The sequence below is a fragment of the Marinicella sediminis genome, assembly GCF_002000055.1.
Taxonomy (GTDB): domain Bacteria; phylum Pseudomonadota; class Gammaproteobacteria; order Xanthomonadales; family Marinicellaceae; genus Marinicella; species Marinicella sediminis.
Genome location: NZ_MVBD01000001.1, coordinates 478,356 through 492,845, shown reverse-complemented (window position 1 = coordinate 492,845; position 14,490 = coordinate 478,356). Strand labels below are relative to the sequence as shown.

The window sequence follows — 14,490 nt, the reverse complement described above, 5'->3', positions numbered from 1 at the left end:
TGACATGAAAACCACACTCCTGCTGACGCTCTTATTGGCGACCACAGCTTTTGGCCGAACCATCCCTTTGGAAGATTTCGCCCAAAAATCACAATTTAAAAGCGTTCAGATTTCACCCGATGGCAAACACATTGCTTACACCTATGAAGAAGGTGACCGGGTCAAACTGGGCACCATGAACCTGAAAACCAAGAAAGGCATTTACTCATTTGATGTGGGCGCCAATCGCGAAATCATCCAATTTCAGTGGATCACCAACAAACGGCTGTATTTTGTCGGTGGCAACATCACCGGCTGGCTGGACGGCGCGCCCAAAGAATACCGTGCCTATTTTGCTAACCTTGACGGTAAAAAACGGGAGGGCATTCCCATCCAATACTCACGTATTGTGTCATTGATGGAAGATGACGATGATTATGTACTGATTTTAAAAAACCAACGGGACGGGGTCAAAGTTCATAAAATGAATGTAAAAAACCTGAAAACCAATTACCTGGCCGATGAACCATCGACCGTTGGTACCAATGACTCACGAATCGTGGACATTGTTGTCGACCACAATGATGAACCAAGGGTCGCCGTGGAATTTGATCCTGTCGACGAAGATAACTTTGATGACGATCAAATTTATTTTCACGCCAAAAAATCAGGTGGTGAATGGAAGCAGGTTCCTTTTGACAATAAACGTGGCGTCCGGCCAGTGATTCAGGACCTTGGGTTCAATAAAGACAACAGCAAATTTTATTTTATTTCTGATTTTGACCTCGAAGACATGGGTGCCCATGGTCTGTTCTCCTATGACTTCAACAACAACAAAATTGAACTTGTTTTTCGCCATGAAGATGCCGATGTACTCGGTGGAGTTTACAGTGCCGATAATGACTTGATTGGGGTCTCTTATGAAGCTGGTTATCCAGATTATTACTACCTGGAAGATGAGTCACTACAAAAAGAAGTGGCCTTTCATAAATCATTGCGCGCCACATTCCCCAACTCAGACCTGTCGATCGGCCGTTATACAAAGAACAAAGAACTGACCACATTACGTGTACGCAGTGACCAGAATCCAGGCGATTTCTATATCTTTGACCGCAAAAACACCAAAGTCAATTACCTGGCCAGTTCCATGCCTCACATCAAACCCAGTGAAATGGCCAAAATTGAACCATTCAAAATGGCCGCCAGAGATGGGCTTGAAATGTATGGTCAGTTGACCCTACCACCTGGAAAAGAGCTGAAGAATCTACCCATGGTGGTTTATCCACATGGCGGCCCTTACGGACCAAGAGACTTTTGGGCCTGGCGTGAACGTCCCCAGTTATTAGCCAACCGTGGTTATTTGGTGTTGCAACTTAACTTCAGAGGTTCTGGTGGTTATGGATCCGGTTTCCAGGATGCCGGTTACCATGAATGGGGTGCCAAAATGCAGGACGACATCACCGATGCCACCCTGTGGGCCATAGAAAAAGGCTATGCCGACAAAGACCGTATTTGTATTCACGGGGTGAGTTATGGTGGTTATGCCTCTATGCAGGCCGTGGTCAAAGAACCTGATCTGTACAAGTGCTCTATTCCCGATGCCGGTCCTTATGAGCTGGAATATCAATGGAAAAAAGCCGATTCTTTCAAACAGAACAAGAAAGCAAGAGAATGGTTTTTGGCCCGCATGATTGGCTCAACGGATGAAGCCCGGGTGAAAGAACGATCACCGGTCTACCACCTGGACAAACTCAAAGCGCCACTGCTGATTGTTCACGGTTCAGAGGACGTTCGGGTACCAATTGGTAACGCCTATTTACTGGAAGAAAAACTCAAAGAAAAAGGCATCAAGTATGAAACCATGTACAAGAAAGACGGCCATGGCTTCCAAAAAATTCCGTACCGCATTGAGCTGTATGAAAAAATGCTCAGTTTCCTGGAACAACACATCGGCAGCTGATCCAGCCAAGCCCTGTTGACCTCAACAGGGCTTTTTTCCTGATGGAGGTTTTTTTATCATTGATGGCCACCCTGGTGGTGTTGCGATACAGCTTTGGCTTCTTTTTTCAGAACCTGGATGATTTCACCGAATGTGTGCGCTTTTGGTTCACGCCAGAAATCATATCCATTTTCCGGGGCGAATGGGAACGCGACTGGTGGGCTGAACTCAGGATTTTTTTCTGGTTATTACTGGGCATAGCCAGTGGCTATGGAGCCCATCTGTTTCTGACCAGCTGACCCTTCCCGAACCCTCTTCAATCTATGGGCTGTTGCCCCTGACAAACATAGACGTGGCGTTGGTCCCATGAGATAATAGGACGTTTAACCAAATCCTGCGTCATTCCATGGAAAAGAACGAGCAAAACGTCAGAAAAATACTCATCACTTCGGCCCTGCCCTATGCCAGTGGCTCACTGCATTTAGGCCACTTTGTCGAACACAGTCAATCAGACATCTGGGCACGCCTGATGCGTTCGTTGGGTCACGAAGTCAAATACCTGTGTGCCGACGATGCCCATGGCACTCCGATCATGCTCAATGCCGAAAAACAAGGCATGACTCCCGAAGCCCTGGTCGATGGTATTCGTGAGGAACACTGGCGTGACTTGCAGGCTTTTGGGGTTTCTTATGATCATTATCATTCCACCCATTCCCCTGAAAATGAAGAATTGGTCTCTGAGATTTACCTGAAACTCAAAGCCGCCGGACACATTGAATCCAAAGTCGTGGAACAATACTATGACCCGGAAAAGAACATGTTCTTGCCAGACCGTTTTGTCAAAGGAACCTGTCCGAAATGTGGTGCTGAGGACCAATACAGTGATGGCTGCGAAGATTGTGGCTCAACCTATGACACCACCGATATCATCAACCCCAAATCAGTGGTCAGTGGTGCAACGCCGGTGATGAAAGAATCCAAGCATTTGTTTGTCAATCTGAAAAACTTTGAGACCATGCTCAAGGAATGGGGGGCTTCCGGCTCCCTGCAGGAAGAAGTCACCAACAAGCTGGCCGAATGGTTCGAAGCCGGACTTCAATCATGGGACATTTCCCGTGACGCACCTTATTTCGGCTTTCAGATTCCTGAAGAGGACAACAAATATTTCTATGTCTGGATGGATGCCCCGGTGGGTTACCTGGCCTGCCTGAAGCATGTCTGTGATCAACGAGGCGAGGACTTTGCACCTTGGGTAGACCCACAAAGTGACCATGAAATGTATCACTTCATTGGCAAAGACATCCTCTATTTTCATTCACTGTTCTGGCCGGCCATGCTGCACGGCGCCGGAATGAAATTACCCAATGCGGTCTACGTACACGGCTTCCTGACTGTCAACGGCACCAAAATGAGTAAATCAAGAGGTACGTTCATCAAAGCCGCTACATACCTTGAGCACCTGAATCCGGACTATTTGCGCTATTATTTTGCCGCCAAATTATCTGATGGCCTGGTAGACATTGACCTTAACATGGATGATTTCAGACAACGGGTGAATGCAGATCTGGTGGGCAAAGTGGTCAACATCGCTTCGCGCTGTGCTGGCTTCATTAAAAAGAAGTTCAACTCCACCTTGTCCGCTCAATTGCATAACCCGGGATTGTATGATGAATTTATCAGTCAGTCTGATGACATTGCCGGCTTATTCCAGGCACGCAAATACAACGCCGCAATCCGTCAAATCATGGCACTTGCTGATAAAGCCAATCAATACATTGCAGACATGGCTCCCTGGGTCGCTGTCAAAAAAGAAGACAAGCTGGAAGAAGTCCACCAGGTGTGTTCAACTGGCATCAACCTGTTTCGGGTGCTGATGACCTGGCTGGCACCAGTGATTCCATTCACCGCGCGCAAAGCCGCTGATTTTCTGAACACCGAATTGGATGACTGGTTTGGCATAGATCAACCTCTGCACAACCATGGTATCAATCAATTCAAGCCTCTGATCAGCCGAATTGAGGAAGAAACCCTGGAGCGCATCATCGAACAAAGCAAACAGGACCTGGAAGCCAGCCAACCGTTGAGCCAGTCCAATGGCCAACTCGAAGCTGACCCCATCAGCAAGGAAATTGATTTCAATGCCTTTGCCCAGGTGGATCTGCGGGTGGCGCTGATCGCTGATGCACAGCATGTGGATGGTGCGGATAAATTGCTGCAACTGACCCTTGACCTGGGAGGCGAGCAGCGCAATGTTTTTGCTGGCATCAAAGCCGCCTACCAGCCCGAAGACCTGATCGGCAAACACACCATCATGGTGGCCAATCTGGCACCAAGGAAAATGCGTTTCGGCTTGTCTGAAGGCATGGTTCTGGCAGCCGGGCCGGGAGGAGAAGACATTTTCATTCTCGAGCCGCACGCAGGTGCTCAACCAGGCATGAGGGTGAAATAACCGGCAGACAATATGGGCGATTGGTTCCTCATTTTCATCAGCGCGGCTTTCGTTAACAACTTTGTGTTGGTGCGTTTTCTGGGGCTGTGTCCGTTTATGGGGGTATCCACACAGTACAAATCAGCCATGGGCATGAGTTTTGCCACCGCCTTTGTGCTGACGCTGTCATCCATTGTCAGCTATCTGGTCAATGCATACCTGTTGGTGCCACTGGAACTGGAGTACCTGAAAACCCTGAGCTTTATTCTGGTGATCGCTGTCACGGTACAGATCACCGAAATGATTTTGCACAAGTCATCCCCCCTGCTGTATCAGGTTCTGGGTTTGTTTTTACCGTTAATCACCACCAATTGTGCGGTGCTTGGCGTGGCCTTACTCAACGTTCAGCAACAAAACAGTCTGGTTGAATCGGCGGTGTTTGGATTCGGTGCCGCCTTTGGATTTGGCCTGGTGCTGGTTTTGTTTTCGGCCATCAGGGAACGTCTGGAAATGGCTCAGGTACCAGCGGCCTTTCGGGGGTTACCCATCGCCCTGATGACTGCCGGTATCATGGCCCTGGCCTTCATGGGCTTCGCAGGGATGGCCAGCTGATGATACCTGAACTGCCACATACATTCTGGGCGCTTGCTGGTATGGTTAGCCTGGCGGTGGTTTTTGGATTTCTGATTGTCTGGGTTTCAAAAAAATTCAAAGTAGAAGGCAACCCCATCGTTGAACAAATCAACAACATCTTGCCACAGACCCAATGTGGTCAGTGCAACTACCCCGGTTGCAAGCCCTATGCAGAGGCCATTGCCAACGGCGATGCACCAATCAACCAATGTCCCCCTGGTGGTCAGGAAGGCATCAAAAAACTGGCTGAACTGCTGGATATGGAAGTGCTGGAACTGAACCCCGAAAATGGACAGGAAGCTGCAGATCAGGTGGTGGAGATTGTGGAAGCCGACTGCATCGGTTGTACCAAGTGCATTCAGGTTTGTCCTGTGGATGCCATTGTTGGTGCCGCCAAACAGATGCACACCGTGATCCTTGATGAATGCACCGGATGCGACCTGTGCATTCCTGCATGTCCGGTGGATTGTATCATTCAAATACCTGCCCCAATACCGGCACAATTACACCGCCAGACCAAACCGGCTTTGCTGCACACCATAGAGGAGGCCAGCTCATGGTGATTGAACCCCTGGCACATTTTCACGGCGGACTGGTGTTGCGCCACCACAAACAAAACTCTTGCGAACAACCCTTGCAGAACGCAGGGATACCTGACGAACTGATCATAGCCCTGCGGTCCAATAAGGGGCACAGCGCTGAGCCAGTGGTAAAAACTGGCGAACAGGTCTTCAAAGGTCAGGTCATCGCCTATCCGGCCCACCCTTATGGCGCGGTCTTTCATGCGCCCACATCAGGCACCATCAAAGACATCAGGACTCATCCAACCGCAGGCCCTGATGCCAGTCCAACCAACTGCATCATCATTCAAACAGATGGCAATGATCAGTGGCTCAGCAAGGACAATGCTGATTCACCGCAATCCCGTCACGACATCATCAATACCATCCGGGAAGCCGGTATCATCGGTCTGGGAGGAGCAGGATTCCCAACCCACATTAAATACGACCACCAAAGCCTGACACAAGCCACCACATTGATCATCAACGGGGCAGAATGTGAACCTTACATCTCCTGCGACGAACGCCTGATGCTCGACGAGCCAGAAGCAATTATTCGCGGTACTCAATGGTTGATGAAAGCCGCCGAAGCTGATCACGGCATCATCGCCATCGAGGATAACATCGGCGGGGTTAAATCTCAGCTTGACCAACACATCAATGCACTCGGCATCAGCAACATCGGAGTAACCAGGGTTCCCACCATTTACCCCACAGGTGGAGAAAAACAATTGATTAAAGTCCTGACTGGGAAAGAAGTCCCCAGTGGTCAGACGCCCCTGTCATTGGGCATCATCATGCAAAATGTGGCAACTGCTAAAGCGGTGTGTGATGCCATTGAACATAGACGACCTTTGCTGGAAAGGGTGGTAACTGTGACCGGAGACTCGGTCAGCAAACCGGGAAATTACACGGCTCTGATCGGCACCCCATTCAGCCATTTACTGAAACTGGCAGGTTGTCGAGATGACATCGATAAACTGGTGGTTGGCGGCCCCATGATGGGCTATGCCATGCCCCATGATCAGATAGGGGTGGAAAAAACCACCAACTGCCTGCTGGCTTTACCAGCCACTGCCACCAAACCTGAAATTCCTGCCATGCCATGCATCCGTTGTGGTGACTGCGTTAAAGTCTGTCCCCAGGAATTATTGCCTCAACAACTGCTGTGGTACATCAATGGCAATGACCAAAACAATGATCTTGAAAAGGCCAGAGAACATCACGTGTTTGACTGTATCGAGTGTGGTGCCTGCTCATGGGTCTGTCCAAGTCACATCCGACTGGTGGACTTTTACCGATACGCCAAATCGGAATTGACCTATCTGGATATCAAGCGTGCCAAAGCGCAACATGCCAAAGCCAGACACGAAGAAAGGGATGCCAGAATAGCTCGCATCAAAGCCGAAAGACAAGCCAAAAGGCGTCAAAAAACCGCCAGACTGACTGACAAAAAAACCGCTCAACAAGAAATCTCAGCGGTGCTGGCCAGGATTAAACAACAAACTGCAGACAAAACCGATGACTGATGCTTTGAATACCAGCAGCGCGCCACACATCCCATCAAGGATCAGTGTTCAACAGGTCATGTTGTGGGTTTGTCTTACCCTGCTCCCAGCCACGCTGGCTCATGTTTATTATTTTGGTTTTGGCATACTGGTTCATTGGTGCATCGCAGTGGTCAGCGCACTGGTTTTTGAGTGGTGGTGTCTGGGATGGCGCAAGCAACCGGTCAGGTTATTCATAACTGATCTCAGTGCTGTGGTAACTGCCTGGCTCTTTGTGCTGTGTATTTCTCCGGTAGCGCCCTGGTATGTGTCCGTAGTCGGAATGTTTTTTGCCATCGTGGTGGCCAAGCACCTGTATGGAGGATTGGGCAACAACATATTCAATCCGGCCATGGTGGGATTTGCGGTGATCCTCATTGCTTTCCCACAATCCATGTCATTGTGGTTGCCACCTGGTGGACTGATGGCGGAACACAGCATTCATTTCTCACTGACTGAACTGTTCAGCTGGATATTCGCCGGACACCCTCAGGATGCGGTTGACGCAGTCACTGCAGCCACACCACTGACAGCCATTCAGACCGGATTGCAACAAAACTACAGTCTGAGTGAGATTGTCAGCTTACCGGTATTTGGAGAAATGGGTGGATTGGGCTGGGAATGGATTGCCAATTGGTTGTTCATTGGTGGAGCCATACTGCTGTATAAACGCATCATCACCTGGCATGTACCGGCAGCAGTTTTGATGACCACCATCGCTGCTGCGACGCCCTTTTACCTGTTTAATAACGACCTGTTCATGTCTCCTCAGCAGCACGTCTTTTCCGGCGGGATCATGCTGGCCGCTTTTTTCATCGCCACCGATCCAACTTCCGGTTGTTCATCGTTCAAAGGAAAAATCATTTTTGGTGCTGGGGTAGCCATCCTCACGGTACTGATCAGGAATTTTGGCAGCTATCCCGATGGCGTGGCCTTTGCCATTTTGCTGATGAACATGGCAGCACCGTTGATAGACCGCATCACCATCCCGGATCCTTATGGCAAGAAGGGGAATACAAATGCCACTGACTGACAGCAAAAAAACAGCACCCTGGTTATTACCGGTGATTCTGGCGGGAATGACTTTGCTGACCAGTGGACTATTGATGATCGGCAACGAACTGACAGCACCACAGATTGCAGCACAGCAACAAGCCAAAAAACTGGCCTCGCTTCAACGCCTGATCCCGGCTGAATGGCATGACAATGATTTATTAACTGATGCCGTTGCCATCAATGAACCCGATCTGCTCGGCCATCGGCAAGCCAAATTGATGTACATCGGCACAATCGCTGGTAAAGTGACAGCCAGGGCCATCCCGGTGGTGGCCCGCAATGGTTATTCAGGTGACATCGAACTGTTGGTTGGGGTACGTGCTGACGGTCAGATCACAGCCGTGGAAATCATCAGTCACAAAGAAACACCCGGGTTGGGTGACTTGATTGAAAGACGCAAAAGTGACTGGCTTGAACAATTCCCTGAAACCTCGTTGGATGATCCGTTGCCTCAACAATGGGCTGTGAAAAAGGACCAGGGCGCTTTTGATCAGATCACCGCAGCCACCATCACTCCCAGAGCTGTGGTGGCTGCCATCAAAAGGGTCTTGTTGTATCATCAACACATCGCCACTGAACCAATACCCACCGGAGCTCAGAACAATGAGTGAATTCATCAGAAGTCGGTTACTGGACAACAACGCAGCCCTGGTACAAATGCTGGGTTTATGCCCGCTGCTGGCAGTATCAAACACCGCCATCAATGCCATGGGCATGGGCTTGGCAACCATCAGTGTGGTGGTCATCACCAATGTATTGGTGTCACTGATCAGGCCCATCACCCGCAAAGAAATCCGCATACCTCTGTTCGTGCTGCTGATCGCCAGTGTGGTCACCACCCTGGAGATGACCATGAATGCTTATTTCCACGAACTGTACCTCACGCTGGGTATTTTTATTCCATTGATCGTCACCAATTGTCTGATCATGGCACGGGCTGAAGCTTTTGCCTCAAAAAACAACTGGTGGATTTCTGCCAAAGATGGATGCTTTGTTGGGCTGGGATTTGCCCTGGTGATGATGGCCATAGGAATCATGCGTGAACTATTGGGTCAAGGCACTTTGTTCAGCCAGGCTCACTTGTTGTTCGGTGAATGGGGACACCACCTGGAATTGACCGTTATTCCTGACTACGCAGGATTTTTGGTGGCGGTCTTACCGCCAGGTGCGTTTTTCGCGCTGGCCCTGTTGGTCGCTGCCAAAAACAAAAGGGATTTGCATTTGGCCAATGAACAAAAACCACAGCAACAACATGAAAATACCAGAGCACCCAATACCTGAAAGCTGGTCGGTGTATTTGTTACTGTGTGACCGCAAGGTGATCTACACCGGCATCGCCAAAGATCCTCAGCTGAGATTAAGCCAACACCAGCAGGGCGCTCCATTGGGCGCCAAATTCACCCGTCGGTTCAAAAACATTGAACTGGTATATCACACCATTGCAGGTGACCGGTCAGCTGCTTCTAAAATTGAATACCTCATCAAAAAATTGCCAGCCAAAACCAAGCACCAGATCATCAAACAACAACCCGACTGTGAAACATTGTGCAACTGGCTGGAACAATGAACAGACCGTTTGGAAGCGGCCTGTTCATTGTCCTAAACAACATCATAATTGCCAAAAATTGCCACTGGGGGGGGACGGTAAATCAGCCACTGGCAATGCGTTTTCTGATGTGTGCCAATGGTGCCTGTTCTTCGAAGCGTAACGAGCCCCAGCGGGTTTGCACCACGCCCAATTGTTCCAATAAAGAAGTGAACTCCGGAAACCGCTGTCGTTTGACTTCTTCTTCATACAAAGTGCTGAACACCTGGGTACCGCTGATGCGGTCCAGTTCAGTGAACATGGCAGCAGCTGACCAGGATTGACCGGTGTTCAAACAACACTCCTGCAAACCGCGCAAAGCCAGGGTTAGATTCATCCGACCACCGGTGGCCTGTTGCAGCGCCACTTCTGCCTTCAGGGCAATCACCGCACCACCCCAATACATTTGCATGCTGTGTCTGCGACCGGCGTGTTTCAGCACGCTGGCATCGGTTTTTTCCGCTGCCTTTTGCCCCCGCCTGAACCCTGCCAATAATTTTTTCCAGGCAGTACGCTCATCAAGCAAACCAGATCTCAGGCGGGTGATGTTTTGGTGGTAACTGGCAAAACCTTCAGACAACCAGCGATCATTGGGCGTGTACGGCGTCAATAAGTGGCTGAATTCATGCGCCGCGGTCCAGTCTGCATACAATTGATCATCACCAAATTCAGTGTTGACCACAAACAGTACACCCTGACCTCCGGCCCGGTTAACCTGTCCCCAGGGAACCGGTTCCGATGACCCTGGCATGTCTATGATCAACACCTGAATGTCCGGCAAAGGAAATGAGCCACCAGTCAGGGCCACCGTTCCTGCCATGGTTCTAACCCATTGCTCAAGTCGCTCAGGGGCCATTGGATTGGTGGACATCACCGCCAGTCTTAACCTCGAGGAGCCCAGATAAACAGTTCGCAAACTCAATTTGCCAATGGCCAAAAAACCTCGCGAGTAAGTCGGCGTGGGTTTCATCCGGTAGCGGGTATTTAAGGCAGATCTTTGCAATAATTGCCAAGGCGCTGAGAGCTTCACAGCAGATGGGTGCCTGATTTCAATGATGGGCATTTGGCCGGGAACTTCAATGGTTCTCAGCAACAGACGGTCAATATCCAATATCCGGGTTTCGGGATGTTGCTTGTTGATGGCTTTCTGATGACCCCTTACATTCCGTTCAACATGGTCAACGACATAGGCAAGGCAACCTGAATGTCCTTCAGGCAATCGCAGGCTGTTTCCAGAAACAGCCAGGTTCCTGGTATCATCGTGGTCTTCCCAGGTAATGAATCTGATGTGCCGTCGCAGGGTATATTGCACCTGCAAGGCTGCTGGTGCCCGAACAAAACAATGACGAACTTCGAGTTGCCTGAGTCCCTCATTCAGGTCAATGGTGATGTTGGATGATTGGGCTTGTAAGGATGTCTGCCAAACCAATAAGCCAACCAGTACTGTGATCTTTTTCATGGGCCAGATTGTGTGGGTTGATCCCCCGAACGCCAGTGTTCAGACATCAGGGCATCGCAATGATTCAAAGAATTTTATTCAATCGGCTGAACAAACAAATGAACTGTGATACCAAATGTTTATGATCAGTCCATCCTGTAATTGATACACAGACCAACTGCACTGGGTGCGCAGCTGTCCTTGCTGATCACGCCAGGTGGCACGTTCAACCTGACTGATATGGTAACCCTGTTGCTGTGAATAGAGGATCGATGACTGTGTGGCAGGTGTTTGCTGAAAAAAAGTTGGCAGGTACGCTGCCAGGGCTTGTTTGTTTTTGGTTTCAACATGAATCTGATCGGCCTCTACAAACATATATCGCACATCCTCATGAACCGCACGCAGCATGGCTTCTACATCCTGATCATTGAAGGCCTGTACAAAGCGCACAGCCGCATTATCTGCCGATTCAGGTACCAGCTGACGATGCTGACAGGCCGTCAATACCGCCAGTAAAATCGCCCCAACCAGGATTTTCAATCGGTGTACTCAAAAATTTTAACCACCCGCTCTACGCCTCGCAAATGCCTGATGCGCTCTACCACAGCATCGGCCTCATTTCGACTGACCAGACCCATCAGATAAACTTCTCGGTTGGCTGTGGTGATGTGTACCCGGGTGGGGTCAAACCCTGCCAAATCAATTTTCAGCAGCGAAGCTTTTGCCTTGGAGCCAAGGTAACTGTCTTTGCTGCGCCGTCCCAGTTTGGAAATTTCATCAACCAGTTTGAGTTCATTTACCACTTTGACCACGCCATCTTTGATGGCGGCCGCATCTTCGGCATGGATGCGATCATCGGTGGTTTTCACCTCACCGGCCAGTAATACCACGCCATTGTATGACTCGACCTTGATCCTGCTGTCATCTTCCAGAGATTTTCTGATTTCATTCTTGACACTGGCGGTGATGATTTTGTCATCCAGCACCTGTCCAGCTGAACGCCTGTCATGAGCGATGTTCACCCCAGTGACAATCGCACTGCCAATCAACACAGGAGCACAAGCAGACAGCGTGGCAGTGATCAGGATGAGTAATAAAATGTTTTTCATGAGTTCCTCTGGTAATTGTGTGTGTTGTGTAGACCATAGTCACGGCCATTCATTCAATAAAAAGCATTCGGCAACCAGTCAATGACTGGGGCTTTGATGTCACCAGTCATGGCCACCACATCAAAACGGCAGGATAAATGCCCGGCCGGATCATGTTGTTGCAAATACTGCCTGGCCGCTTTGATCAGCTTCAACTGCTTGCTGCGGGTCACGGATTCAGCCGGGCTGGCCCAGGCCTGATTCGCTTTGTACCTCACCTCAACAAACACCAGCTGATCCTGGTCTTTGCAAATCAAGTCAATTTCACCCAATGGAGTGCGGTAATTACTGGCCTCCAGGGACAACCCATGATCTTGCAGGTACCTGGCAGCCAATTGTTCAGCCTGGTGCCCCTTACTGTCCGGCACAATGGTTAATCCTGCAATGATCTGACCAAGCCATTTCGGTATACTGCCCACAGCAGTGACCTCCTGAAGGTTTTTGTCAGGCCAAGCCGGATGTCTCCGGTGAGGCCTTCAATCATACCGGTGTTAACCCGGCTCATCCATTCCAGCCTGGCGATCAATTGATAAGCATCAAAACCGAAGGCAAACAATTTTTTATCGCTGTTGATTTTATTCAGATCAAAAGACAATATTTCAAATAAATAGGGAGCTTCAATTTCAATTGGACTGATGGCAAAGATGACACCTTCCAGATCTTTGTTGTGTTGCTCATTATTGAGCCCGTCAAAAACATGGGAAGTGGCGTAAACCGGTATGTCTGCTGCCCGGTGGAACTTTAATTGCGGAATCATCAGTCGGGCAAAAGCCGGCCTGGCTGCCAGGAATATGGCATCAACGTCGGCTCTCACCACCTCTTCGGCATTGAGGTTGAGCTTCAGAAATTGTTGCAGGTTTCTGGCACGAAGCTGACTTTCAACCAGACCCAGCACCTGTCTGAGCTGTGCAGAATAATCATTTTGTGCCGGCTGAAAATAACTGTTGTACGTAATCTGCCCACCCAAATCAACGAAGCGCTGGGCAAATGCTTTGGTCATCCGCTCACCCCAAGCATCGTTAGGCGCCATGATGATCACGTTTTTGTGTCCATCAGCAATCATCTGCTCCGCGACTTCTTCAGCCTCAGTCTCCGGTGACAAGGTAAATTGAAAATAATTTGAATCAGCCTGATTCAACAACACCACAGGGGTGGTGGCTTCCGGTAGCTGAACCGCCTGCTCAATGGAATTTTTGTCCACTGGACCAATGATCAGGTCCACTTGTTGCTCTTGTGCAGAAAACCAGGCATTGGCCAGGTTTTCCCCCTGACTACCGGTGTCAAAAAACAACAATTCATTTTGATTACCGGCATCGCTCAAAACAGCAGCCAGCATGCCCTCTTGAATGGCCTGCGCCACTTCTTCAAAACGCCCGGAAAGCGGCAACAGCACCGCCACTTTCTGTTGATTATTGACCCGATTGAAATCAAGGAAATAATAACTGGCCGGGTGACCTTGCCATTGGTTTAACCACCCGGCTCCTGAGGTTCCATCGGCGCCAAAATTAATGTAAGCCGCTTCGATCCAGCCCTCAATCAATTCATCTTCTGATGCTCCGATCATCATGATCAGCTGTTCCTGTGGCACCTGAATCAGATAACGAACAATCTGGTCGTCATTCAATTGTCTGGTGGCCGGATCAGTGACCAACTGATTGACTTTAATCAACGCAACAGCAGCTTCGAGCCAGGCCTTATTGGATGCATGACAACTGGTTTGAATATCCCAATACCGGATTTGCCATTCAGCGGTCAGCAGCTCAGGTTGTACTGAAGCGGTGACAACAGTTGCCTGATCGCATTGGTTTTGTATGACCATTAATTCGGCTTCAATGAGACTGCTTTGCGGCGTACGCCATGGGTCCTGGTTGAGCAATTGCCAGATCCGCACATATTCACCCATTTGATACCAGGCATCGAGCAAGGCATTGAATACCTCAGGATCCCGGGGATGTAACTCGTTAGCACGACTCAACAAATTGGCCGCATTAAAAAAATCCTGTTGTGCATAACTCATCAGGCCCTGACGTTTTTCGCGACTGTCTGTGGGCTGGGTGCCCGGTCCTTGCGTGCTGCTGCAGGAAGCCAAAGCCAAAACCATCAGCACCAAATAGGTCCATTGCATCAAATGTTTATTCATGAATGGGATTTTAACCCAGAATTCATTAAAATGCCTG

At 49.5% G+C, this 14,490-nt stretch carries 15 protein-coding genes; 10 read left to right on the top strand and 5 right to left on the bottom strand.

What is annotated here, in order from left to right; translation table 11 throughout:
- The first annotated feature begins 4 nt into the window (after positions 1 to 4).
- The 10 genes from B0475_RS02390 (at position 5) to B0475_RS02345 (ending at position 9,709) form a co-directional block, all read left to right on the top strand.
- Positions 5 to 1,939 (top strand): alpha/beta hydrolase family protein, encoded by a 1,935-nt coding sequence (locus tag B0475_RS02390; protein ID WP_077409807.1) that lies wholly within the window; start codon positions 5 to 7, stop codon positions 1,937 to 1,939.
- 41 nt (positions 1,940 to 1,980) lie between these two features.
- Positions 1,981 to 2,217, top strand: a complete 237-nt coding sequence (locus B0475_RS02385) for a hypothetical protein (RefSeq protein ID WP_198538075.1) — start codon at positions 1,981 to 1,983, stop codon at positions 2,215 to 2,217.
- Positions 2,218 to 2,324: 107 nt separating this feature from the next.
- On the top strand, positions 2,325 to 4,367 hold the full coding sequence (metG, locus tag B0475_RS02380; protein ID WP_077409806.1) for a methionine--tRNA ligase: 2,043 nt from the start codon (positions 2,325 to 2,327) through the stop codon (positions 4,365 to 4,367).
- Between the two features lie 12 nt (positions 4,368 to 4,379).
- Complete coding sequence (rsxA, locus tag B0475_RS02375) at positions 4,380 to 4,958, top strand: electron transport complex subunit RsxA (protein WP_077409805.1); 579 nt, start codon at positions 4,380 to 4,382, stop codon at positions 4,956 to 4,958.
- Complete coding sequence (rsxB, locus tag B0475_RS02370; protein ID WP_077409804.1) at positions 4,958 to 5,542, top strand: electron transport complex subunit RsxB; 585 nt, start codon at positions 4,958 to 4,960, stop codon at positions 5,540 to 5,542. Before rsxA ends, rsxB begins: the two co-directional genes overlap by 1 nt.
- Complete coding sequence (gene rsxC / locus B0475_RS02365; RefSeq protein ID WP_157892647.1) at positions 5,536 to 7,068, top strand: electron transport complex subunit RsxC; 1,533 nt, start codon at positions 5,536 to 5,538, stop codon at positions 7,066 to 7,068. The genes rsxB and rsxC overlap by 7 nt, the downstream gene beginning before the upstream one ends.
- A complete protein-coding gene (locus B0475_RS02360) occupies positions 7,061 to 8,119 on the top strand; it encodes an RnfABCDGE type electron transport complex subunit D (protein ID WP_077409802.1) in 1,059 nt (352 codons plus the stop codon). Before rsxC ends, B0475_RS02360 begins: the two co-directional genes overlap by 8 nt.
- Positions 8,106 to 8,753 carry an electron transport complex subunit RsxG gene (gene rsxG, locus B0475_RS02355; RefSeq protein WP_157892646.1) on the top strand — a complete coding sequence of 216 codons (648 nt, stop codon included), beginning with the start codon at positions 8,106 to 8,108 and terminating at the stop codon, positions 8,751 to 8,753. Before B0475_RS02360 ends, rsxG begins: the two co-directional genes overlap by 14 nt.
- Positions 8,746 to 9,423 carry an electron transport complex subunit E gene (locus tag B0475_RS02350; protein WP_077409800.1) on the top strand — a complete coding sequence of 226 codons (678 nt, stop codon included), beginning with the start codon at positions 8,746 to 8,748 and terminating at the stop codon, positions 9,421 to 9,423. Before rsxG ends, B0475_RS02350 begins: the two co-directional genes overlap by 8 nt.
- Positions 9,395 to 9,709: a GIY-YIG nuclease family protein gene (locus B0475_RS02345; RefSeq protein WP_198538074.1), complete on the top strand. Its 315-nt coding sequence runs from the start codon at positions 9,395 to 9,397 to the stop codon at positions 9,707 to 9,709. Before B0475_RS02350 ends, B0475_RS02345 begins: the two co-directional genes overlap by 29 nt.
- A gap of 82 nt (positions 9,710 to 9,791) precedes the next feature.
- Here the strand turns inward: B0475_RS02345 and B0475_RS02340 are convergent, their stop codons facing one another.
- The 5 genes from B0475_RS02340 to B0475_RS02320 all read right to left on the bottom strand — a co-directional run bounded on the left by B0475_RS02340 (position 9,792) and on the right by B0475_RS02320 (position 14,453).
- Positions 9,792 to 11,186, bottom strand: a complete 1,395-nt coding sequence (locus tag B0475_RS02340) for a hypothetical protein (RefSeq protein WP_077409798.1) — start codon at positions 11,184 to 11,186, stop codon at positions 9,792 to 9,794.
- A gap of 78 nt (positions 11,187 to 11,264) precedes the next feature.
- Positions 11,265 to 11,705: a nuclear transport factor 2 family protein gene (locus B0475_RS02335; protein WP_077409797.1), complete on the bottom strand. Its 441-nt coding sequence runs from the start codon at positions 11,703 to 11,705 to the stop codon at positions 11,265 to 11,267.
- Positions 11,702 to 12,274, bottom strand: a complete 573-nt coding sequence (locus B0475_RS02330; protein ID WP_077409796.1) for a BON domain-containing protein — start codon at positions 12,272 to 12,274, stop codon at positions 11,702 to 11,704. The genes B0475_RS02335 and B0475_RS02330 overlap by 4 nt, the downstream gene beginning before the upstream one ends.
- Positions 12,275 to 12,327: 53 nt before the next feature.
- Positions 12,328 to 12,681, bottom strand: coding sequence for a YraN family protein (locus B0475_RS02325; protein ID WP_232781824.1), 354 nt, complete (start codon positions 12,679 to 12,681; stop codon positions 12,328 to 12,330).
- Positions 12,682 to 12,686: 5 nt separating this feature from the next.
- Positions 12,687 to 14,453 (bottom strand): penicillin-binding protein activator, encoded by a 1,767-nt coding sequence (locus B0475_RS02320; RefSeq protein ID WP_077409795.1) that lies wholly within the window; start codon positions 14,451 to 14,453, stop codon positions 12,687 to 12,689.
- Positions 14,454 to 14,490: the final 37 nt, after the last annotated feature.

Bases quoted from the DNA above. Each gene is read 5' to 3' on its own strand.
- B0475_RS02390 (WP_077409807.1), top strand. From the start codon at position 5: ATGAAAACCACACTCCTGCTGACGCTCTTATTGGCGACCACAGCTTTT.
- B0475_RS02330 (WP_077409796.1), bottom strand. From the start codon at position 12,274: ATGAAAAACATTTTATTACTCATCCTGATCACTGCCACGCTGTCTGCT.
- rsxB (WP_077409804.1), top strand. From the start codon at position 4,958: ATGATACCTGAACTGCCACATACATTCTGGGCGCTTGCTGGTATGGTT.
- B0475_RS02360 (WP_077409802.1), top strand. From the start codon at position 7,061: ATGACTGATGCTTTGAATACCAGCAGCGCGCCACACATCCCATCAAGG.
- metG (WP_077409806.1), top strand. From the start codon at position 2,325: ATGGAAAAGAACGAGCAAAACGTCAGAAAAATACTCATCACTTCGGCC.
- B0475_RS02320 (WP_077409795.1), bottom strand. From the start codon at position 14,453: ATGAATAAACATTTGATGCAATGGACCTATTTGGTGCTGATGGTTTTG.
- B0475_RS02340 (WP_077409798.1), bottom strand. From the start codon at position 11,186: ATGAAAAAGATCACAGTACTGGTTGGCTTATTGGTTTGGCAGACATCC.
- B0475_RS02345 (WP_198538074.1), top strand. From the start codon at position 9,395: ATGAAAATACCAGAGCACCCAATACCTGAAAGCTGGTCGGTGTATTTG.
- B0475_RS02350 (WP_077409800.1), top strand. From the start codon at position 8,746: ATGAGTGAATTCATCAGAAGTCGGTTACTGGACAACAACGCAGCCCTG.
- B0475_RS02385 (WP_198538075.1), top strand. From the start codon at position 1,981: ATGGAGGTTTTTTTATCATTGATGGCCACCCTGGTGGTGTTGCGATAC.
- rsxA (WP_077409805.1), top strand. From the start codon at position 4,380: ATGGGCGATTGGTTCCTCATTTTCATCAGCGCGGCTTTCGTTAACAAC.
- rsxC (WP_157892647.1), top strand. From the start codon at position 5,536: ATGGTGATTGAACCCCTGGCACATTTTCACGGCGGACTGGTGTTGCGC.
- rsxG (WP_157892646.1), top strand. From the start codon at position 8,106: ATGCCACTGACTGACAGCAAAAAAACAGCACCCTGGTTATTACCGGTG.